A 22,016-nucleotide genomic window follows, 5' to 3' on the forward strand; every position below is an offset into this window, starting at 1 on the left:
TGATCTCATGGCGGATAAGCGTGCAATTGCTACAAAGAGGAGTACAGATACATGTCGGATAAGCCCTACCGCCCCGCAGGTAACCGCCACCACGTCGTCATCATCGGTTCCGGCTTCGGCGGGCTTTTCGCAGCTCGCGAGCTAGACGGCGCAGACGTGGACGTCACGTTGATTAGCCGCACCAACTTCCACCTCTTCCCGCCCCTGCTCTACCAGGTGGCCACGGGTCTGCTGTCCACCGGCGAGATCGCTACCTCGACCCGCCAGATCCTGGGCAAGCAGAAGAACACCGACATCGTCCGCGGCGACGTCACCGACATCAACCTTGACTCCAACACCGTCACCTTCGAAGAGGGCGAGTCCACCCGCACCTATGAGTACGACTCCCTCATCGTGGCCGCTGGTGCCGGTCAGTCCTACTTCGGCAACGACCACTTCGCCGAGTTCGCTCCTGGTCTGAAGACTCTGGACAATGCTTTAGAGATCCGCTCCCGCCTCGTCACCGCCTTCGAGCGTGCCGAGATCACAGAGGATCCAGAAGAGCGCGAGCGCCTGCTCACCTTCGTCATCGTCGGCGCAGGTCCGACCGGTGTCGAGCTCGCAGGCCAGGTTGCCGAGATGGCGCACCGCAGCTTCCGCGACGAGTACTCCAACTTCCGCCCGTCCAGCGCCAAGATCATTCTTCTCGACGGTGCGCCCCAGGTGCTTCCGCCGTTCGGCAAGCGTCTCGGCCGCAAGGCACAGCGCGAGCTGGAGAAGATGGGCGTCACGGTCCGCCTCAACGCGATGGTGACCAACATCGACGAGACCACGGTCACCTACAAGGACATGAAGACCGAGGAAGAGACCACGATCGATTCCTACACCAAGATCTGGTCCGCTGGTGTCGCTGCTTCCCCGCTGGGCAAGACCGTCGCCGAGCAGGCCGGCCTCGAAGTCGACCGCGCGGGCAAGGTCCCGGTGAACCCGGACCTCTCCGTCGGCGAGCACCGCAACGTCTTCGTCGTCGGCGACATGATGAACCTGGACAAGCTTCCGGGCGTTGCCCAGGTGGCTATCCAGTCCGGCGAGTACGCCGCGAAGGCGATCAAGGCAGGCGTCGAGGAGAATCAGGAACCGGACCAGCGCGAGGCTTTCGAGTACTTCGATAAAGGCTCCATGGCGATCGTCGGCCGCTTCCACGCCGTTGTGAAGATGGGCAAGGTTGAAATCGCCGGCTTCCTGGGCTGGATCATGTGGCTGCTCGTCCACGTGTCCTTCCTGGTGTCCAAGCGCAACCGCATCGTGTCCATGTTCACGTGGACGCTCAATGCGCTCACCCCGAAGCGGTACAACCTCCCGACCACTCTGCAGCAAATGCATGCGCGCACTGCCCTGCTGAATTTGGGTAAGGTGACTGACAACGACACCGAGAAGTTCTCGGAGTTGCGCGACACCAACGGCGAGAACTAAGCACCTCTTACCTCTCACTCACGGACGGAGCACGTAATGGCGGGCATTGATATTCCCCTTCTGTTATTTATCGGGTTCGTCATTCTCATGGTGCTCACGTTCATTGGTGGGCTGGTGCTCTTAGCGCTCTTGCCCGGGAAATCGAAGGCCGAGCGTCGGCGCGAGCGACAGCGCGCGCGACGCAGGGCCCTTTTCAACCTAGGGTCTGACACGCTGCTCGATTTCTACCGAAAGAAGGGGCCGCGTCTCTGATCCCAGTTGCGTGCTCAGCGGGCAGCAGCTTGATCATTTTCATGCGCTGCACCTGCGACCGTGTCCAAGGCCACGGATCTCGGTGCACGTTTCACCGCGGGCGGGGCGTATGATCTGTTTAGTTCAAAGCCGGGGTGGCTGGGTTCGTCGATAAGCGAATGCCCGCCCACGCTCCGGCTGCCCTGCCGCCGAGAATGTGAAGAAGGGGGTCGCTATGCCGCCGAAACTTCCTCTATCCCGCAATAAAGCCAAGGCGCAGACGAAGCAGGCCCATCGCCCCGTTCCGGTCCCGGTGGAACGTTCTGTCGATTTCTGCCGCGTGTTCGTCGAAGGCAAAGCTTTGCCGGGATCGATGCACTACACCGCAGCGATGGAGCGCGTGAAAGAAGCGGAAAACGGCTACGTGTGGCTGTCGTTGCACGAGCCGAGCGCCGACCAGATGGAGCGGGTCGCACAAGAATTCGGCATCCACGACCTCATCGTGGAGGATGCGGTTGCCGCGCACCAGCGTCCGAAGGTGGAGCGCTATGGCGAACAGCTTTTCTTCGTCATCCGTACTGTCACCTACCGGGACGACGAGGAAGTCTCGGACTTGCGCGAAATCATTTCGACCGGCGAGGTGCAGATGCTCGTCGGCGACGACTTCGTCATCACCATCCGCCATGACACGCAACTGCCGAACCTCACCCAAGAGCTGATCGAGGACCAGGAGATTTCATCGCTCGGTCCAGCCGCGGTCGCGTGGAAAGTCGCTGACCATATCGTGGAGAACTATATGAAGGTCACCACCTTCCTCTCCAGCGACGTCGACGAACTCGAGAACGAGGTCTTCACGCCGCGTCAGCTGATCAACATCGACAAGATCTACATGTACAAACGTGAGGTCTTGGAGATGCGCCACGCCACCGACCCGCTCGGCCCGGCATTGCGCTCCGGCCTGACCTTGAACAAGGACTTGCTGAGCAAACCGATTCGCTCGTACCTGCGCGATGTGCAGGACAACGCGATGATCGTCAGCGATAACGTCTCCGGCTTCGACGAGCGGCTTTCATCGCTTCTCGACGCCTCCGTGGCCAAGGTCTCCATGCAGCAGAACTCTGACATGCGCACGATCTCCGCTGTTGTCGGCATGGCGGCGCTGCCGACCATGATCGCCGGTGTCTACGGCATGAACTTCGAGTACATGCCCGAACTCGCATGGCGGTACGCCTACCCCGTCGTGCTTCTGGTGATGTTCGGTTCGATCCTGGGCATGTACTGGTGGTTCCGGAAGAACCACTGGCTCTAGGGGTGGCTTAAGCGTCCATCACCATTGTGCGGAGCGTGGACACGGCGACGAGTTTGCCGTCGCAACGCATTTCCGTTCGCCACAGTTGAGTGCGTCGGCCGACGTGCACCGGTGTCACTTCAGCCTCAATGACTTCGTCGGTGACGCTTCGGAGCAAATCGGTGCTGTTGTTCATACCCACGACTGGGCCGCCCGCTGCTACGAAGCCCGCGAACGAGCCCATCGTCTCGCCGATGGAGCAGAACACTCCCCCGTTGACCACTCCGGCCGGCTGGTGGTGCTTCGGCGCGGCTTTAACGGTGGCGACCATTTTCTCCGGGCCGAATTCGGTGAATGTCAGGCCGATGAATGAGTCGAATTCGGTGGCGGCGGAATTGAGCATGGCGAGTTCTTCTTCACCAAGCTGGCGGTTTTGCAGGTGTTTCAGATCATTGATGTGCATAGAAACTGACTTTAGCAACGAAACTAGTGCTTAAAGTCACACTTTTCGGAAGCTGATCTGAAAAATCCGGGCACGGGTTGGCTCCCCGGCTGATACTGCGTGCGTATGCTCAAGGACATGACTTCGAATGACTCTTCTTCCGCTAACGCTGCTTCCAACGGTGCCGATGCTGCCGGTCAGGCTCAGATCGGTGTGGTGGGCATGGCCGTAATGGGGTCGAATCTGGCCCGCAATTTCGCTTCCCGCGGCCACACCGTGGCTATTTTCAACCGCTCCCCTGAAAAGACCCGCGCGGTGATGGAGCAGTACGGCGACGAAGGCTCGTTCATTCCGTCCGAGACCATCGAGGACTTCGTGGCTTCCTTGGAGCGTCCGCGTAAGGCCGTGATCATGGTTCAGGCCGGCAAGGCTACTGATGCGGTGATCGACCAGCTGGTCGAAGCTATGGACGACGGTGACATTATCATCGACGGCGGCAACTCCCTGTTCACCGACACGATCCGCCGCGAGAAGGAAGTCGCCGCTAAGGGTCGCCACTTCGTCGGCGCGGGCATTTCCGGCGGCGAGGAAGGTGCACTTCGCGGCCCGTCGATCATGCCAGGTGGACCGAAGGAGTCCTGGGAAACACTCGGTCCCCTGCTCGAGGACATCTCCGCGAAGGTCGACGGCACCCCGTGCGTGACTCACATCGGCCCGGACGGTGCCGGACACTTCGTCAAGATGGTCCACAACGGTATCGAGTACGCCGACATGCAGGTCATCGGCGAGGCCTACCACCTGCTGCGCTACGCCGCTGGCATTGAACCGGCAGAGCTGGCGGAGATCTTCTCCGAGTGGAACCAGGGCGATCTCGACTCCTACCTGATCGAAATCACCGCTGAAGTTCTGCGCCAGGTCGACTCGAAGACTGGCAAGCCGTTCATCGACATCATTGTCGACGCCGCTGGCCAGAAGGGCACCGGTCGCTGGACAGTCAAGGAGGCACTGGATCTCGGCGTGCCCACCTCCGGCATCGGCGAAGCTGTTTTCGCCCGCGCATTGTCGTCGGCGCTCGCCCAGCGCGAGGCAGTCAAGCAAACCGGGCTGCCGTCTGGCGAGACGGCGACGTTGGAGTCCCTCGGTGTGGACAAGGCTCAGTTCGTCGAGGATGTCCGCCGTGCGCTCTACGCCTCCAAGCTCGTCGCCTACGCGCAGGGCTTCGACGAGATCAACGCTGGCTCCAAGGAGTACGGCTGGGGCCTTAAGCCGCAGGATCTGGCGACCATCTGGCGCGGCGGCTGCATTATCCGCGCGAAATTCCTGAACCGCATCACCGAGGCATACAACAACGATCCGGAGTTGCCGTCGCTGCTGCTCGACCCGTACTTCCGCGGCGAGCTGGAAAACGGCCTGATCGATTCCTGGCGCCGTGTGGTCATCACCGCAACGCAGCTGGGTCTGCCGATCCCGGTCTTCGCGTCGAGCCTGTCTTACTACGATTCGCTGCGCTCCGATCGCCTGCCTGCGGCATTGATTCAGGGCCAGCGCGATTTCTTCGGCGCACACACCTACAAGCGCGTCGATATGGAAGGCACCTTCCACACGACGTGGTCGGGCGAGCGCGAGGAAATCACCTACTAAACCGCACACGCCGCGGGGAGATCGGTAGACTCCCCTCGGTGCCTTCTTTTTCTGATTTAGGGTTGCCACAGCCCATCGTGAACATCCTGGACGGCCAGGGCATTACCGTACCTTTTCCCATTCAACAGGCTGCGATCCCTGCTGTGCTCGACGGTCGCGATGTTCTCGGTCGTGGCCCCACTGGCTCCGGCAAGACCTTCACTTTCGGGCTTCCGATGCTCGCGCTCCTCGCCGGCAAACCTTCTCGCCCGGGGCATCCGCGCGGACTGATTCTCGCGCCGACGCGTGAGCTCGCTGCACAGATCCGCCAGCGTCTCGACGAACCGGCAGCTGCCGTGAACCTCCGCGTCATCGAAGTCGTCGGCGGAGTGAACATCAACAACCACATTCGTTCCCTCGCCGCCCCCGTCGACGTTCTCGTGGCCACGCCCGGTCGCGCACAGGACCTCATCGACCAGGGGAAGCTCAGCTTCGACGCAGTCGAGATCACGGCTCTCGACGAAGCCGACCAAATGGCAGACATGGGGTTTTTGCCCCAAGTTCGCAAGCTTCTCGACGCCACGCCCGCTACCGGCCAGCGTCTGCTTTTCTCGGCGACGCTGGATGGCGACGTCGATAAGCTTGTGCGCCGTTACCTCGATGATCCCGTAACGCACTCGACTGCGCCCGCCGCTGCGGCCGTGGATTCAATGGAGCACTATCAGCTTCTTGTCGGCGACCGCGAGGCGCGCAATGCGATCGTTCCGCTTATCGCCGCGCGCGAAGGAAAGACCATCATGTTCATGCGCACGAAGCACGGCGTTGACCGGCAGGTGAAGAAGCTGCGGCGCGTCGGCATCAATGCGCAAGGTCTGCACGGCGACAAGGGCCAAGGAGCGCGCACTCGCGCCATCGAAGGCTTTGCCGACGGTTCCCTGCCCGTGCTCGTTGCCACTGATATCGCCGCACGCGGCATCGACATCAGCGATGTCTCCCTCGTCGTCCACATTGACCCACCTGCTGAACACAAGGCTTACCTGCACCGAGCCGGCCGTACCGCGCGCGCTGGCACCTCCGGAACCGTTGTCACCCTCGTGATGGACGAGCAGCGCAAAGACGTCGACCAGCTCCTGCGCAAAGCCGGCGTGGAAGCAAAGAAAGTCAAGGTTACCGCCGACTCTGCCGAGCTTGCTAAGATCACGGGAGCGCGTGAGCCCAACGGCGAACCGCTCCCCCCGCCGGGCCAGACCACGGCACCCTCGACCTCGCGCAATCGGCGCGGGCGGCAACAACGCAACGCTCACACTCAGAAAAACCGCAACGGCAACGGTGGGCGCCGCCGGAAAAGGAGTTCCAGGCGCAACGAGCCTTAAACACCCATGGACATATTGATCTCCATTCTCGCCCTGATCGGCTTCGTGCTGCTCACGGCATCCACCGGCCTTTTCGTCGCGATCGAATTCGCGATGACGGGCCTTGAACGCTCCACCATCGAGTCTCACGTCCAGGAAAAGGGCGACAAAACCGCGCGCGCTGTGCAGCGCGACCACGGCAATCTCTCGTTCGTGCTCTCCGGCGCGCAGCTCGGCATCACCATCACGACGCTGGCGACAGGTTTTCTCGCTGAGCCCGTCCTCGCGCGATTCTTTGGGCCGCTTCTTGAACTCGTCGGGTTGAGCGAATCAGCTGCGCGCCCCGTCGCCTTAATCCTCGCCCTCATCGTGGCCACGACGCTGTCGATGGTCTTCGGCGAACTCGTACCGAAGAACCTAGCGATCTCCAATCCTTTGCAGACCGCACGCTTCGTGGTTCCGCCGGTCAACGCGTTCAACACCGTGTGTGCGTGGTTCATCAAGGGCCTCAACGCGTCGGCGAACTGGTTTGTGCGCAAACTCGGTATTGAGCCTGCGGACGAATTGGCTTCTGCCCGTTCGGGCCCTGAGTTGGGCGCCATGGTGCGTAGTTCTGCTGAAGCCGGCGGTTTAGACGCTGCGACTGCGAAAATGCTCGACCGCTCGCTCCAATTCGGCGAGACTACGGCGGAAGAGGTCATGTCTCCGCGCTCTACGGTGAACTCTCTCGACGTCGAGGACACCGTCAGCGACCTGATCGCCCTGGCCATCGAGACCGGGCACTCCCGCTTCCCTGTCCGGCGCGGCGACCTCGACGACACCGTCGGGCTCGTGCACATCAAAGACGCTTTCTCGGTGCCTCGCGACGAGCGCGCTACGACCCTGCTCGGGTCTTTGGCGAAGCCGGTGTCTTTCGTGCCAGGCACTCTCGACGGCGATGCCGTGCTCAACCAGGTCCGTTCGGCAGGTTCGCAGATGGTTCTCGTCGCCGACGAATACGGCGGTACCCAAGGCCTTGTCACCATTGAGGATGTCGTCGAGGAGATTCTCGGCGAAGTCTACGACGAGCACGACGACCGCGAATCCGAGCGCGATTTCCACCGCTTCGGCTCTTCCTGGGAGGTCTCTGGTCTCGTCCGCCTCGATGAGCTCGCAGAACGCACCAGCTACCTCGCTCCTGACGGCCCGTACGAGACATTGGGTGGCCTGTTCATGTCGGCCCTTGGCCGTGTGCCCCAGGTTGGCGACACAGTGCTCCTGCCAGTTTCCGATAACGAAGTGCAGGACGATTTCGAGTCCGGTAACGCAGGTCGCTGGCTCGCGCGCGTCTCTGTGATGGAAGGCCGCCGACTGGATAAGGCGATTCTCACGCCTATCTCCGACGAGGATGCTGCGAGGTGGTCCGCATGAGCATTTGGGTAGCTGCACTTCTCATCATCGCGCTGCTTTTGGCCAACGCTTTCTTTGTTGCCATCGAATTCGCGCTGGTGTCTTCCCGCAAGGATCGCCTCGAGTCCATGCTCGCGCAGGGCAAAAAGGGCGCGCGCAGGGCGTTGACAGCGACCGAGAACCTGTCGATTTACCTGGCCGGCGCCCAGTTCGGCATCACCATCGCATCGTTGATCCTGGGTAAGGTCGCCGAACCGGCTATCGCGCACTTCCTCGAGTATCCGTTCACGGAGCTCGGTGTGCCGGAGAACTTGCTGCACCCGATCGCATTCGTGATCGCCCTGCTGATCATCACGGTTCTGCACATCATTTTCGGCGAGATGATCCCGAAGAATATCGCGATCGCCGGCCCCGAAACTCTCGCCGTGTGGCTGACCCCGATGATGGATGTGTGGGTAAAACTCACCCGCCCGTTGATCTATGCGCTCAATGAGCTCGCCCGGTTCACGCTCAAGCTTGTTGGCGTGGAGCAGCGCGATGAGCTTGATTCCACTGTGGACCAAGAGCAGCTGGCGAATATGATCCAAGAATCTCGCCAAGAGGGCTTGCTGGACGCCGAGGAGACGGCCCGGCTCGCCAACGCCTTGTCTACGGAGCACCGCAGCTTCAAGGAAGTGATGATCCCCATCGACCAGGTGGTGACCATCCCCCATTCCCGCGGCGGTATTCCTCTTTCCGCTTTGGAGAAGGCTGTCCAGGAAACGGGGTATTCCCGTTACCCGGTGGAAGGTTCCGCTGGTGCACTGGTCGGGTATATCCACGTCAAGGACGTTTTGGACCTCCTGGAATCCGATGCTGCGAACCCGGTGATTCCACAGAACCGTATCCGCAGGCTCAGCATCGTGGACGGTTCCGGCAGCTTGGACGATGCTCTCACCTCGATGCACCGCCGTTCCGCACACATGGCGCAGGTGCGCGATAACGGCGAGCTGGTCGGTGTGCTGGCGCTCGAGGACCTCATCGAGGAATACGTCGGCACCGTGTCCGACTGGACGCACGAGGACGATTGACCCAGGCTATGCAGCAGCTCACCCGCGCTCAGTGGACCGACCGCATGAAGCGGCACGAGCAGCGTGCGCGCGAATGGATCGATCCTCACCTGCAGCGTCGCTCGCGCGGGGAGAAGCACCCGATCTGGGACTTTCTGTTCGACTATTACTCCATTCGCCCGTCGCGCGTGTTGCGGTGGCATCCAGGGCTGGACGCAACGCTTATCGACGCCACCGATGCACCCCACACCCGCTGGCGCGATTACACGGTCAACCAGGACGGCACTGTCTGCGCTGATGTCGATAGTTTCCTTTCGCACCGCGGTAATGCGATGGACAAAGTGCTCACACTCCTGCGCGCCTCAGAAGATAACCGCGCCCAGTTCGACTGTTTCGGCCTGCACGAGTGGGCCATGGTCTACCGCCAAGAAAACCACCGGCACCCGCTCCCCTTGCGTCTGAGTCAGAGGGAGACCGACGCGGTCGTCGAAAAGCACGATATAAAGTGCACCCACTTCGACGCGTACCGTTTCTTCACTCCGCCCGCGAAGCCGTTGAATCTGACGGTCCTGAACAACACAACGCGTCCGGCCCACGAGCAAGCCGGCTGCCTCCACGTCGGCATGGACCTTTACAAGTGGGCGGCAAAAATGGAGCCACTTGTGCCCGGTGAGCTTCTCCTCGATTGCTTCGAGCTCGCCCGCGATATTCGTCTGCTCGATATGGAGGCCTCACCGTACGATTGCCGCGAACTCGGCTACGGCGTCGTGCCGATTGAGACCCCGGAGGGCAAAGCGGAGTACGTCGCCCGGCAGCGCGGTTTCACCGAACGTGCAAAACCCCTGCGACACCGCCTCGTCGCGATCCTTGAAGCGGTTCTTGAGGGCTAAACTGGCCGGGAAGATGTCTGCTCGAAAGGGGCCTGAGCCATGGGACGGCACTCCACCGGAAAGAATAACTACGCTCTGTCCAAGGAGGTCATAGCGCTCCTTGTGGCCATCGCCCTGGTGATCGCTGCCGTTGTGGCATGGCTGTTCCTCCGGGATAACGGCGAGAACTCTGCCGCCGACGAGCAGGCCGAATGCGTCTCCGGCGATCTCCGCCTCCCCGTTGCCACCGCGAGCAAATCCGTGGGAGAGCAGCTTATCGACGACTACGCCGCCTCCAACCCCGTCGTCCGCGATTATTGCGTGAAACCGGAATATGTCGATTCAATCGAGGAAGCCGCCGTTTATGTCGCACCAGTCTCCCCGGTGACCACCGAAGAACTCTCCGCTGCCGACCGCAGCTCCACCACTAACGACCCCGTCGCTGTCTACGCCTCGCCCGTCGGCACCGCCGCCGCTGAAGCCGCAGCGCCTGCTCTCGAGACTGTCCTCTTCCCCACCGGCGAACAGCCCGAAACGTCCGCTATCGTCGCACAAGCACTCGCCGAGAACGACGAAGCCGCTGCGAAGGCCCTCACCGAGCAGCGGGTCCAAGCCGTTACTTCCGCCGTCGGGGAAATCGATAAGGCTGTGGCCACTACCGAAGACGCCGCACCGGAAGGCTTCACCTTCACTGCTCTCGACGGCAAAGAGCTGGTCTACGCCGCATTCCCTCTGAACACCACCGATGCGGTCAACGAGGAAGAGACCCGCGCTGCTCAGGCGTTTTCCGACTACAGCGGCAAGATGTTCATCGATGCCCACGGCGAAGCCGACACCAATCCGGCAGACGTCAGCGAACCGGTCTGGTCCGCTGCAAATCCCCAGGGTGGAAAACGCATCACCGACCCGCAGGCCGTCGACGCTGACCAAGCCACTGACCAGGACGCTGACGACAGCGCTGCAGCCGGCTCCCCGGGCGAACCGAGCAAAACTCTCTTCCTGCTCGATACATCTGCCGGCATGAGCGAGTTCAACGACCCGGCTGCTGAGGTCATTGACGCTGTCGTCGGCGACATCACCGGCGCCGGTCACGAGGTCGCGCTGTGGAACTACTCCTCACCGCTCACCCCGGGCGTGACCAAGGGTTACCGTGGGAATGTCGCCTTCACCGGTGATGCGGATTCGGTCATCGGCACTGCCCATCGTTTCATCAACGACGGTCAGCCACAGACCCGCGAGGCCGTCGGCGCGGCTGTCGCTTATGCGGAAACGGAGGCGACCACCGACGCACCGGTCCGTATCGTCCTCATCACGTCGGGCTCCGCCGACGCCGCCGACGATTACGCCGTGCAAGCTCTCGACGAGGCCAAGGACAAGGGTGTATCGCTGTCCATCGTCCGAGTCGGCGACGGCGAGACCGACGATGCGCTTGCCGACGCCGCCGAGTTCACCACCGACGCCACCACCCCAGACGACCTCGACGCTGCGATCCGCTCTGCCGCTGGTCTGAAGTAGCCAAAGCAAAAGGGTGCGGCTCCCCCAACTACGGGGAAGCCGCACCCTTAGAAACTAAAGGGAGTACGTGAGGCTCTTAGGAGCTGCGACGACGACGGCGGTCAGCCAGCTCGTCGAGCGCGACAACGTTGTCGCCTTCGTCCTCAGTAGCGCCACCGATGCGCTCGGACGGGAAGGCGGAAATGGTGCCGGTGAGTTCCTTGACGATCTGCGGGACGGCGATGCCGAACACGCCCTGGCCACCGCCGAGGAGGTCGATGATCTCGTCGTTGCTGCGGCACTCGTAAACGGTGGTGCCGTCGGAGACGAGGGTGATCTCGGAGATCTCGTTGATACCGCGGTCACGCAGCTTGTCCACGGCAAGGCGGATATTCTGCAGCGAGATGCCGGTGTCGAGCAAACCCTTGACGATCTTCAGGACCAAGATGTCCTTGAAGGAGTACAGGCGCTGGGAACCCGAGCCTGTGGCGTTGCGGATGGACGGGCGAACCAGGTCAGTGCGCGCCCAGTAGTCGAGCTGGCGGTAGGTGATGCCGGCAACCTGGCAGGCAATCGGCACACGGTAGCCGACCTCGTCGGAGGGCCCAAGGTCGAAGAGGGTCTCCTGAACAGGTGCTCCGGCACCGTCGGCGGCGGTGACGTTATCGATCGTACTCACGTAATTACTCCCATGAAGTTTAGGAAAGAGCCTAATGGTTATTTAAAGGCAAGCATATGCTGCGGTCAAGAGCACGGCGTTCAACACGCCGAAGTTTCAACCTCAACTTTAACTATAGGGTTGGTCTTTCCCACTGTCACCTTGAGTATCACCAGTACTCCCAAACCCCAGATCTTTCTCCTCGACGCCCAATTCGCGCATGAGGTTTTCGAAGTCGAGGTCCGCCTGCTTATCACCGCTCGCAGAATTGCCGCGGCCAGCGTTGTCGCTTCCGCTGTCGCCTGCGAATTCCGACGTGAATTCGATGTCGAAATAGTCCGAGGCATCCTCCGCGCTCAACCACAACGAAGCCTGATTAAGGACGTCCTCTTCTACCTCGAGAGGAATATCGAGCATGAGGGAAAGCACGAGCGCGTCGGTCGGGCGGCAGTCGAATTCGGCGCCGTCTTCCATGGTGACCTGCGCCAAGTACACACCGTTGTAGTAGCTGGTCAGTTCAATCGCAGCGACGCCGGTGGTGGACTGCTCGATGACATCCACCAGCAGATTGTGGGTGTCGGGGCGAGCTGGTTCCCACTCCCCAATCCGGCCGAGCAACTGCGCGCCGCCAACGGGTGAGAGCCAGATCGGCAGGAAACGCCGACGTTCTTTCCACAGTAGGACCGCGCAGAGGAAATTCTCGGGGCCGACGGGAAACACCCCGCACAGAGAAACAGGAACAGTGCTCATGATTGGTTAATTCAGACCGCGGCGAAGCTCGTTCTTCACCAGCGCTGCGTGGAGCGAGACGACCAATGCCGTCATTTGCTGGCTGACCTCGCCGGCTTCTTGCTTGGCGGCAGCCCGACCCGACTTAGCGACGGGATCAGTGACCTGCTCGATCAAGTCTGCCTGACGGCTAGCGGACAGGCGGATGCGCTTCAGGTGACGAGAGTCCAGGCCGTAATCGGTCAACGAGACTGCGGTGGAAACAACGCGGACGTCGTCAAGCGTGAACATGCCTGACGCATCGGGAACGATCAGACCCGCGTCGATGCACTGGGCGACGACCTGCGGGTCGCATTCGGCCTGTTCAGCGATGTCGTCGTCGGTCAGGCGCGTGGCGGCCGGCGCAGCGAATTGCTCTGGGGCAATGAGCGGATCCGCAGTATTCTGGCGGTTCATCACCGCGGTGACCTTGCCGGAGTCCATGGCCTCGAGCTGTTCGCGGATCACCTTCAGCGGGAGATAATTATCGCGCTGCGTGATCAGGATGTAGCGGAGTCGCTCCACATCGGCCTCGGTGAAGCGACGGTACCCGGACTGGGTGCGCTCCGGGCTGATCAGGCCTTCGGACTCGAGGAAGCGGATTTTGGACACGGTGACATCCGGAAACTCCTCGCTGAGGCACTTGATCACCACGCCGATGGACATGGTCTTCGTGCCCGAGCGGGGTGCCTTGCTCGGCTTGGTCTTCCGGATTGCGCTCACAGTGTTCAATTCTGTCTAACTCTGATCAACAATGACTAGTTTCAATCAGTATTTCCCTGAAAAACTTTTGGAATGGGCCAGGCAAATGGCCCCAACTGCTTCTTAGTCCTCGTCGGCGAGGAACACGAGGCGGAATTTGCCGATCTGGATCTCGTCGCCGGTAGAAAGCGTCTGAGAGTTGCGCGGCTCGCGGTTGACGTAGGTGCCGTTGAGGGATCCCACATCGACGACCTCGAACTCGCCGTCATTGCGGCGGAATTCAGCGTGGCGACGGGAGACAGTGACATCGTCGAGGAAGATGTCTGCCTCAGGGTGGCGGCCAGCGGTGGTGATGTCGCGGTCCAGCAGGAAGCGTGCGCCTGCGTTCGGGCCACGCTTGACCACGAGGAGTGCTGCATCTGCAGGCAGGCCATCGGCACCACCGACGTGGTCAGAGGCGGTGCTAGCTCCCGTCTCCATCTCTTTCAGAAGATCCGCACGGAAGACAGAGGTGGTTTCTACCTGTGCCTCCGGTGTACCGGTGTTCTCGCTCATCTCTTCTCCTGACGCTTTCGACGGATACAAGTTCAATTTAAGTCCACGATCATCATACTGACAACTGCCCCCAGCGCGCGGTCGGGACGCGTTTAGACGGGCCACACCATGGTCAACCACGACCGCAGAATCAGCGGAAAATGCTGGCTATCCCGGATATTACGGAGTTTCCTCCGCCGGCGAGCGGGTTGTCGGAGACCATGTAGGTCCACGTCGCGTTCGGGCGCTTCCATCCGGCGTCGGCGAGGTGAGCGCCGGCGTCGTCGATAAGCACTGCGTCGAATGTGTCCACAGCGCGCTCGACGGCACGGTTGGCCAGCTCCTTGAATTCGCGGACGGCGATGCGGTGGAACTCGGTGATCGGCGTCTCGCGCGCGATGGCGCGGAGGTGGATCGATTCGCGCACGTCGTCCATGAGCGCGAGGTGTTCGGACCATTCGTCGTCGAGGTGGAACAGCATGATCTCGCGGGCTGCTTGTTCGAGAACACCCCGGTCGATCCCCTGCCCTTCCATTTCCGCAGCGCGCGCGGGGTTGCGTTCGGCGAGCTCGCGCCAGGCTTGATCGGTATCCAGCAGCGACGCACGACGCTTATCGACGATCTCTCTGTGGTCCGCCAACAACTGGTTGTACTTCCAGGTCTGCGCGTGGATCTCCAGCAGCTGGCCCTCGGTGACGCGCTGGCAGTGCTCGATGAAGTCCTGGACGCGCTTCGATTGGATGAGGCCGTTCTCGTCGGGCTGGGCGCTGACGCGCTCGTCGGCGCCGCCGGCAGTGACGATGTCGTCTTCGAGGGAGACGAAGAAGACGCTGAGTCCCGGATCGCCCTGGCGGCCAGCGCGGCCGCGGAGCTGGTTATCCAGTCGCGCAGTGCGGTGGCGAGCAGTGCCGATGACGGCGAGCCCACCGAGCGCGACGACGGCGTCGCGGTCGGATTCGTCGGCACCGCCGAGGCGGATATCGGTACCGCGTCCCGCCATCTGCGTGGACACAGTCACACGGTCCAGATCGCCCGCTTCGGCGACGATGCGCGCCTCTTCCGCGTCGTTTTTGGCGTTGAGGACATTCACTGTGACACCGCGCTTTTCCAGCGCTTCAGCGAGTGCCTCGGATTCTGCGACATCGTGCGTGCCGACGAGGACCGGCTGGCCCGTGGAGTTAATGTGCGCGATCTCGTCGACGATCGCCGCGAATTTCTCGTCCATCGTGGCGTAAATACGGTCGGCTTCGTCGAAGCGGCGCAGCTCCTTAGCTCGGTCGATGACGGAAACGTGGAGATCGTAGAACTGACGAAGCTGATCCGTCGCCTCCACCGCGGTACCGGTCATGCCGCACACCAGCGGGTAACGACGCATGAGCGCCTGCAGGGTTATCTGGTCGAGAATGCGTCCGCCTTCGGAAACATCCAGCCCTTCCTTGGACTCGACTGCCGCCTGCAGCCCGTCAGGCCAGCGTTGGAGCTCGGCGACGCGACCGCGGGAAGCATCCACGAGGTCGATCTTGCCGTCTTTGACGATGTAGTGAACATCCCGGATCAGCAGCGCCTTGGCGTGGAGAGCGAGGTTCACGCGGACCAGAATGGTGCCGATATTCTCGTCTGAATACAGCGAGTCGATACCCAGAGCACGTTCCACTTTGGACGCACCGTCGTCGGTGAGGAAGACATTCCTGCGGTCCGAATCAATGGTGTAGTCCTTGCCTTCTACAAGGTGCGACACCGCCTCGGTGATCTGTCCGGTGGCCTGCTCCCCCGGTTTGGAGCCGGCGAGGACGAGGGGCACCAAGGCTTCGTCGACAAGCACACTGTCCGCTTCGTCGACGAGCGCGACATCCGCTGCGACCTGGACTGTCTGGTCGCGGTGCGTGATCTGGTTGTCGCGCAGGTGGTCGAAACCGATCTCAGTGACGGGCGCGTAGACGATATCGCTGCGGTAAGCGCGCACGCGGTCGTCGCGCGATGTTGCTTCCGTGACTGAGGCGACCGAGAGACCGAAGAACTCGACGAGCGGACGCATCCAGTCCGCATCGCGTGCCGCGAGGTAGTCGTTGACCGTGATGAGGTGCACACGCTTGCCGGTGAGCGCGAATCCCGTCGCAGCCATCGCACCGACGAGCGTCTTGCCCTCGCCCGTGGCCATCTGGATCACGTCGCCTTCGAGCAAACGCAGCACCGCCTGGTTTTGCACCTCGAACGGCGTCATGCCGAGCGTGCGTGCCGACGCCACCGTCAACACCGCCAGAAACTCCGGCTTCTTCTTGATCTGGCCGTCAGCGACCGTCTCGCGGACCGCTTCGACCAACTCCGCATCGCTGCGCTGCTCATAGTCGGCGATGAGACCGTGCGCTTGCGACACGATCCCCTTCGACTTCTTGTCGTTGCGCTCCGATGAGGAGCCCATCGCCTTCCAGAACCAGTCAAACTTGCCCATGGGGCAACTTTACGTGACCAGCCGATTACATCAATCACTCGGCCGTGCGGTAATCTATCCGACGTTCCGCGTACGGCGTGCCCATGCATGCCCCGCACGATGAACAACGGGCTGTGGCGCAGTTTGGTAGCGCACTACACTGGGGGTGTAGGGGTCGCAGGTTCAAATCCTGTCAGCCCGACAAGCAGCAGGTCAGAGGCTATTCTCGGTTTAGTTTCTGGCCTGTTTTTGTGTATCTCCCCTAGTCAGGGCATGTTTTTAACAGATGTTGCATGCGAAGCCGATTTTGTGCCTGCATTGGCTTTCATGAGGGAGAATTTGGACGTTTATGGCGCGAAATTCTTGGGGCTCAGTACGAACAATGAAGACCGGTAGAGTCCAAGCCCATTACACCGCACCGGACGGAAACAGGTACAAAACAGACTCCACCTTTCAAAAGCAGTTAGCTGCTTACGTATGGCTTGCCAGCGCAAGAAAACAGATCAACCTTGGAACCCGCTTGAGGACATGGCGCAATTGGTAGCGCATCTGTTTTGCAAGCAGAGGGTTAGGTGTTCGAGCCCCCTTACCTCCACTCGAGAAGCTAGTGAGACACTTTGCGCTAGCTTCTGCACGTCCCTGGTCTTCGAAGCCTTAGCTCTTGGCTCGGTAGGTCGCGATGATTACACCTGTCGTGGTGATAGTGGGCTCTCCAACAAGCTCCAGATCCTCCGAAACCGCTCCGTCAGGAAATTGCCGCCACCCCTTGCCGAGCACAAGTGGATGAATCATCAACTGGTATTCATCGATAACTCCGGGCTTAGCCCGCAGCGACTGGATCAGTTTGTTGCTCCCCATGATGAGCAAATCTGGCCCGTCTTGCTGCTTAAGTTCCTCCACGGCCTCGATCACATCGCCCTTAAGCAGAGTCGAATTCTCCCAGATCAACGGCTCTTCAGCGGTGGTAGAAGCGACATACTTGGGTGTGTTATCAAGCACCTCAGTGAAGGGATTCCCAGTTTGCCCGTGCCACGCGTAGTGGAAGTCTTCATAGGTGCGTCGACCAAATAGGAGTTCGGCCCCACTGGCCATCCCCGCCCCCATGGCCGCTCCCTTCACGTCATCGTTGTAGTCTTGCGCCCATCCGCCTCGATCGAAGCCGTTCCGTTCATCTTCGTCGGGCCGTCCAGGGGCTTGCATTACGCCGTCCAAGCTAACGTTGTTAAGCACGATTACTTTGCGCATATTTTCCCTCCTGAAATCATGATTCGAGAATACAGGAGGCCGGCCACTCCTCAAGAGAGCGGACGGCTCGTAACCAGAACTAGCTATCGAGTCTTGCTGGTGAAACCGAGATAGTGCCGTCGAGACGATGAACAACTTCGAGTACTGTCACTTGCGAGTTCTGCGAGTCCAAGCAACGGTGACTACACCAGTGCCGATGTGAATGAGAGCCACGGTGGCGTTTTGAACGATGTTCGCACCTGTGCTTGGCACGTCACCGCTGTCCTTTTCAGCGTGAGCAGGAGCGTCAGAGGACTGACCATCGGAGGGTTCGTCACCAGGTGTTTCCGACCGGTCAGCGTCTGAACCGTCTTTGTCGTCATCCTGGGAATCCCCATTATCGGTGGGGCGCGGTTGCGTTTCCGCGCCACAGTCGATCTCCGTTCTTAGCTGATCAGGTGAGACTGAGGTTCCAAAGTCGGTAGCGATGACGACAGAGAACTCTTGCTCTCCTGTGCGAGTGCCCCAGACCTCGTTCTTCTTGAGCGACACCTGAGCTTGTCCGGGTAGTTGAACACCACTCTCGAACCATCAGTTCCGGCAGCAGGTTCAAAACCTGTCAGCCCGACCATTTTCTCCCGCACTGGAAATCGTGGCGCACGGTTCTGCTAGTGCGGGTTTTCGCTTTTTCAAGCGCCCATGTTTCGAGAACTTCTTTTCGTTCTCGCCCTGTCTCCGACCGATTCGTGATCAGATTCTCAGCGGCCCGAACAGCTGGTGCATCGCACCTTTTCTGTTCGGTTCGTTCATCGCCCGGTACCCTCGCGGGGATCTCCAAAACGGTCTGCCCCGGACGTTGACGACTCGGCCCCGTTTTCGTCTCCACGGAGCGTCATCGTTCGTTCTGTTGTGGTACGTGCACAACATGGCCAGGTTGTTCATGTTGGTTTGTCCGCCCCGCGACCACGGCGTTATGTGGTGCACTTCGCAGTGGTCGGCACCATGCCGGCAATCGGGCACGACACACACCGGCGACACCGCACTCGCAAGCATGCGTTGCTTGTCATTGGCGAATCTTTGGGCACGGTAGGCGTTGACGGGGCCAGCGTGGGCGTCGAAAAGCCCGACGTTCAGCTCCTCGCCGTGGACCCTTTGCAGATATTCGGCGCCGCTCATCGTGGTTCCGTTCGTGAGCGTGAGGACCACGTCATCGCCCTTACCCTCGATAATGTCGACATAGTCCGGCAGCGGGATCAACACGAACGGGCGTGGTGCCTCGCGAGCGACTCCCCCGCCCTTGTACAGCAGATCGATCAACGCGTCATACATCTGCGGGCTTGCAGGTCTCTGCGCGGTGACCTTCTTCCGCAACGCGGTTTCCAGTGCCGCTATGTCGTGCTCGTCACCCACTACCGAAAGTCGCATCTTTCCTTGCTTCGACTTGGAGATCCGCACGGCATTCTTCGGTACCGGTTCTTCCTTAGCCGGGACGATCTCTTTCGTCCTGCGCTCAAGAGTGTCGTATTGCCCGCGGACACCCAGCAATTCGAACCGCAACGCCCATTTTTCGCCATCGTCATCGATATGATTCAGCTTTTTCTCGATCAAGTGGAGCTGATCCGCGGTGAATCCCGCCGCGCGTGCGCACTCCACTGCCTTCCGCTGTTTCGCGGTCCACTTCGTTTTACCGAAGTAGACGTCGTTGACTTTCCCCCACTTCCTGACCATCGCCGGATCCAGGCCAGCATCAAGAGCTTTCTGACGGTCGAACCCCGCCAGAAAGTCCATCGGGCTCGCTAGCCCACTCAGCACCGAATCAAATGAAGTCACGCAACAAACGCTAAACCCATCGCGCAGCACTGCCAACCAGGTAGTTTCCAACCTGTGGAGAACGCGAAATTATCCACAGGGCGATTGGTGGGGTTGTTCGTCGATAAGCGAAAAAGCAACCCGTAACGAGGGAAAACAGATGATCTGAGAGTGGTTCCAAAACCTCGAAATTTTTTCGCGTGTGCGGAAGGGCGACGCGTACTTAGTCGCCCAAAAGGGCGGAGTATGATTAGAGGTGAAAACCCCCTTTATGAGGAAGGATCCGGTCATGGTCACCCGGCCGCAGCAAGGCGCGAGAGTGAACAAGGTGCGCTATGTCGCACCCGATGTGGCCCGAGGGCTGGCGCTGCTCGGCATCGTGATCGCGAATGTGCCGACGAATTGGCTGGCGACGCAGGACGCAGCGCATTCGGGCTTCTTCGGCGGCACTGGGCCTGATCCGGGCATGCTCGACAAGGTGCTGATCGTCTTCCAGGCGATGTTCGTCCACGTGCGCGGATTGTCGATGTTCTCGGTGCTGCTCGGAGTGGGCATCGGCATGATCCTGGGAAGTTTGTGGCGGCGCGGATTCACCAACCGGGCGGCGAAGATGATGATCGCCAAACGCTACTTCTTCTTGTTCTGCTTCGGCTTAGTCCACCTGCTCTTCTTTTTCCCGGGAGACATTCTCACGGCGTATGGCATCTGCGGCATGATCATGGCGCTGTTCATCGGATTCAGCGATAGAACGTTGCGGATCATCGCTGGAGTCATGCTCGGCGCGTGGTGCGTGTGGTGCGTTCTCGGTGCGATGATGATCGTCTTCGACGGCCCCGGTGCCCCGACGATCTCAATGGATATGTTCTATAGCCAGGCCAGCGCTACCTATGTGGATCAGATGCGTCGGGCGCTTGGCATTTTGAAAGAAATGGTGGTGCCCACCATCTTCATCTTCCCGATGATTCTCATTGGCTTCGTGTGGGGACGAGAACGGGTGATGGAGGACGTCGATAGGTACGCGAAGCGGTTGTGGGCCTGGGTGGTCGTGACCGTCCTGGTCGTTGTTTTCGTCGGCATTCCGTTCGGCCTGTCGTCGGTGGGTGTCCTCCCCTACGAGTGGGAGCCCGGTTTCGGGATTCTCAACCAGGCTTTCGGCCGACTGACCGGTCCGGGCATCCTCGCCGCGGTCATGCTGGTGATGCGCCCAATCCAGCGCCGTATCGCGCAAGGTGAAGCGATTCCGGGGTGGCTCAGCGCTTTCAATGCCTTGGGCAAACGCTCGATGACGGGCTACCTCGGGCAGACCATCATCTTGTTCCCCCTCACGGCGATTTTCTTGCTCGGTATCGGGCACGGCTGGCCCATTGCAGCCCAGATGGTGCTCGCCACGGCTGTGTGGCTAGTGACTCTGCTGGTCGCCTGGGTGATGGAGCGTCGAGGCATGCCGGGGCCGTTCGAGAAGCTCCACCGGACCTTGTCGTACGGCAAGAACGGGCTCCCGCAGCACTATGAGCTCACGCCAAAAGAACGCGAGCGCGCGCCGGAGAAGCTCAAGGTCGGCTACAAGCAGAAGATCAACGGCACTTGGCAGCTGGCACTTCCCTAGCCCAAGGTGTCGCGGTAGGAGATACCGAAGAAGTCGAGGATCTGGCGGCTGGCTAGGTCGTCGGTGGTGTTGTCACCCGGGCCCTTATCGCCGTCAGCGCCCGGCCAGATGTGCGTGCTGCCGTCGAGTCGGTAATGGCGTAGCTCGGCGTCGCAGCGGTTCCAGATGAATTCTTCGCCGGGGCGGGAGAATTCCTCGGTCGCCGGCTCAGGGGCGCAGTGGTTGCGCTCGGCGGCTTCTTCCATGACCTCCATGACTGGTTTGTAGTCGGCATCGTGGCGGACCCCGCCGTCGTATTTGATGGTGTTGTCCTTGGTGCCGTGGAAGTCGATCTGCTTGGTAGGAATCGGCGCGCAGCCGTCGAAGACGGTGTTGTAGTAGGCGGCCGAAACAGTGGCGATCCCCGTGAGCTGGTGTGCGCGCTTACAGGCGGTGTAGGCGGCGAATCCCCCGCCGTTGGAGTGCCCGGCGGCAAAAACACGCGAGGGGTTGATCGGGTATTTGTCGATCATTTCTTCGCGCACGGCGTCGAAAAAGTCGAGGTCTTCCTGCCCAGTGGTGACAGCATACGGCGCAGGCGCCCACGCGGTATTGGCGCCCTGCATGTACACCACGACGGCATTGGCTTTATTGAATTCGGTGATCTTGCGCATGGAGTCGTCGGTCATTTTGTAGCCGTGGAAGACGAAGAGCAGCGGCAGGTTTTCGCGGTCTTCAACCTCGGGCGGCGTCGTCACCATGTACTCGCGTTCGCGGTCGCCCACTTTAATTGTCTGAGCGAAGGTGCTGGGGTCGCCGGTGAAATCTCCTTCGGCCTCGGCGATTTCTTCGCGCACTTCGTTGGTGGCGTCGTTGACTTGGAGGTCTTCTTCATTTTCTCCACACGCGCCGAGACCAGCGATCGACAGTAGCGCAACTGCGAGCGCGGCAGCTGGGCGAATGCGACGTTTCACAGGAATGCGAGTCATCTTTCGATCGAGGAGTTTAAAGTGGCGGGGTTTTGGGACCCGCACGCGAACCTACGCCATCGTATTAGCGGAATGTGTTTTTCGCGTGGCGCGCCCGAAGGGTTCACACTGAATTCATCGACTGCGAGCAGGT

At 60.7% G+C, this 22,016-nt stretch carries 19 protein-coding genes and 1 tRNA gene; 11 read left to right on the forward strand and 9 right to left on the reverse strand.

All coding sequences use genetic code 11. The features are described 5' to 3' along the window. Window positions 1-51: 51 nt before the first annotated feature. From J5Y21_RS01200 to J5Y21_RS01210, 3 genes are all read left to right on the forward strand, one after another. The gene (locus J5Y21_RS01200) at window positions 52-1,452 is read left to right on the forward strand and encodes an NAD(P)/FAD-dependent oxidoreductase (RefSeq protein ID WP_210571942.1); all 1,401 of its coding nucleotides are present in this window, start codon (window positions 52-54) and stop codon (window positions 1,450-1,452) included. 36 nt (window positions 1,453-1,488) lie between these two features. After that, a complete protein-coding gene (locus tag J5Y21_RS01205) occupies window positions 1,489-1,704 on the forward strand; it encodes a hypothetical protein (RefSeq protein WP_210571944.1) in 216 nt (71 codons plus the stop codon). Window positions 1,705-1,918: 214 nt separating this feature from the next. Then, entirely contained in the window at window positions 1,919-2,992 is a 1,074-nt protein-coding gene (locus J5Y21_RS01210; RefSeq protein WP_210571946.1) for a magnesium and cobalt transport protein CorA, read from the forward strand. Window positions 2,993-2,999: 7 nt separating this feature from the next. Here J5Y21_RS01210 and J5Y21_RS01215 read toward each other — a convergent pair whose 3' ends face one another. Further along, window positions 3,000-3,434: a PaaI family thioesterase gene (locus J5Y21_RS01215; protein WP_210571947.1), complete on the reverse strand. Its 435-nt coding sequence runs from the start codon at window positions 3,432-3,434 to the stop codon at window positions 3,000-3,002. Window positions 3,435-3,551: 117 nt separating this feature from the next. Here J5Y21_RS01215 and gndA point away from each other — a divergent pair, with 117 nt between their 5' ends. Genes gndA through J5Y21_RS01245 form a run of 6 tightly spaced genes read left to right on the forward strand, consistent with a single transcriptional unit; the run spans window position 3,552 to window position 11,207 of the window. Beyond that, on the forward strand, window positions 3,552-5,054 hold the full coding sequence (gene gndA, locus J5Y21_RS01220) for an NADP-dependent phosphogluconate dehydrogenase (protein WP_210571949.1): 1,503 nt from the start codon (window positions 3,552-3,554) through the stop codon (window positions 5,052-5,054). Window positions 5,055-5,092: 38 nt separating this feature from the next. Next, window positions 5,093-6,406: a DEAD/DEAH box helicase gene (locus tag J5Y21_RS01225; RefSeq protein WP_210571952.1), complete on the forward strand. Its 1,314-nt coding sequence runs from the start codon at window positions 5,093-5,095 to the stop codon at window positions 6,404-6,406. A 6-nt stretch (window positions 6,407-6,412) separates the two neighbouring features. Then, window positions 6,413-7,795, forward strand: a complete 1,383-nt coding sequence (locus J5Y21_RS01230) for a hemolysin family protein (protein WP_210571953.1) — start codon at window positions 6,413-6,415, stop codon at window positions 7,793-7,795. Then, entirely contained in the window at window positions 7,792-8,844 is a 1,053-nt protein-coding gene (locus J5Y21_RS01235; RefSeq protein WP_210571954.1) for a hemolysin family protein, read from the forward strand. Before J5Y21_RS01230 ends, J5Y21_RS01235 begins: the two co-directional genes overlap by 4 nt. A gap of 8 nt (window positions 8,845-8,852) precedes the next feature. Continuing rightward, complete coding sequence (locus J5Y21_RS01240; protein WP_210571955.1) at window positions 8,853-9,713, forward strand: 3-methyladenine DNA glycosylase; 861 nt, start codon at window positions 8,853-8,855, stop codon at window positions 9,711-9,713. Window positions 9,714-9,752: 39 nt separating this feature from the next. Continuing rightward, the gene (locus J5Y21_RS01245) at window positions 9,753-11,207 is read left to right on the forward strand and encodes a vWA domain-containing protein (protein WP_210571957.1); all 1,455 of its coding nucleotides are present in this window, start codon (window positions 9,753-9,755) and stop codon (window positions 11,205-11,207) included. A 76-nt stretch (window positions 11,208-11,283) separates the two neighbouring features. Here the strand turns inward: J5Y21_RS01245 and J5Y21_RS01250 are convergent, their stop codons facing one another. From J5Y21_RS01250 to secA2, 5 genes are all read right to left on the reverse strand, one after another. Then, on the reverse strand, window positions 11,284-11,856 hold the full coding sequence (locus J5Y21_RS01250) for a MerR family transcriptional regulator (protein ID WP_210572264.1): 573 nt from the start codon (window positions 11,854-11,856) through the stop codon (window positions 11,284-11,286). A 117-nt stretch (window positions 11,857-11,973) separates the two neighbouring features. Then, window positions 11,974-12,594: a bifunctional nuclease family protein gene (locus J5Y21_RS01255; protein ID WP_210571959.1), complete on the reverse strand. Its 621-nt coding sequence runs from the start codon at window positions 12,592-12,594 to the stop codon at window positions 11,974-11,976. Between the two features lie 6 nt (window positions 12,595-12,600). Next, a complete protein-coding gene (locus J5Y21_RS01260) occupies window positions 12,601-13,335 on the reverse strand; it encodes a MerR family transcriptional regulator (protein ID WP_349236901.1) in 735 nt (244 codons plus the stop codon). A 102-nt stretch (window positions 13,336-13,437) separates the two neighbouring features. Further along, window positions 13,438-13,869: an oxoglutarate dehydrogenase inhibitor Odhl gene (odhI, locus tag J5Y21_RS01265; protein ID WP_210571960.1), complete on the reverse strand. Its 432-nt coding sequence runs from the start codon at window positions 13,867-13,869 to the stop codon at window positions 13,438-13,440. Window positions 13,870-13,999: 130 nt separating this feature from the next. Then, window positions 14,000-16,297, reverse strand: coding sequence for an accessory Sec system translocase SecA2 (gene secA2, locus J5Y21_RS01270; protein ID WP_210571962.1), 2,298 nt, complete (start codon window positions 16,295-16,297; stop codon window positions 14,000-14,002). A 107-nt stretch (window positions 16,298-16,404) separates the two neighbouring features. On the opposite strand from secA2, the gene J5Y21_RS01275 reads away from it, so the two are divergent. Further along, window positions 16,405-16,478: transfer RNA gene (locus J5Y21_RS01275), tRNA-Pro, on the forward strand. A 452-nt stretch (window positions 16,479-16,930) separates the two neighbouring features. Here J5Y21_RS01275 and J5Y21_RS01280 read toward each other — a convergent pair. Beyond that, a complete protein-coding gene (locus J5Y21_RS01280; protein WP_210571964.1) occupies window positions 16,931-17,521 on the reverse strand; it encodes a dihydrofolate reductase family protein in 591 nt (196 codons plus the stop codon). A 729-nt stretch (window positions 17,522-18,250) separates the two neighbouring features. Continuing rightward, a complete protein-coding gene (locus J5Y21_RS01285) occupies window positions 18,251-19,360 on the reverse strand; it encodes an HNH endonuclease signature motif containing protein (protein WP_349236907.1) in 1,110 nt (369 codons plus the stop codon). Window positions 19,361-19,580: 220 nt separating this feature from the next. Between J5Y21_RS01285 and J5Y21_RS01290 the strand changes: the two genes are divergently transcribed. Then, window positions 19,581-20,915, forward strand: a complete 1,335-nt coding sequence (locus J5Y21_RS01290) for a DUF418 domain-containing protein (protein WP_210571968.1) — start codon at window positions 19,581-19,583, stop codon at window positions 20,913-20,915. Here the strand turns inward: J5Y21_RS01290 and J5Y21_RS01295 are convergent. Continuing rightward, window positions 20,912-21,883, reverse strand: coding sequence for a hypothetical protein (locus J5Y21_RS01295; protein WP_210571969.1), 972 nt, complete (start codon window positions 21,881-21,883; stop codon window positions 20,912-20,914). The two genes, J5Y21_RS01290 and J5Y21_RS01295, sit on opposite strands and share 4 nt — an antisense overlap. Window positions 21,884-22,016 lie beyond the last annotated feature (133 nt).

Source organism: Corynebacterium sp. Marseille-P3884, assembly GCF_017942225.1.
Taxonomy (GTDB): domain Bacteria; phylum Actinomycetota; class Actinomycetes; order Mycobacteriales; family Mycobacteriaceae; genus Corynebacterium.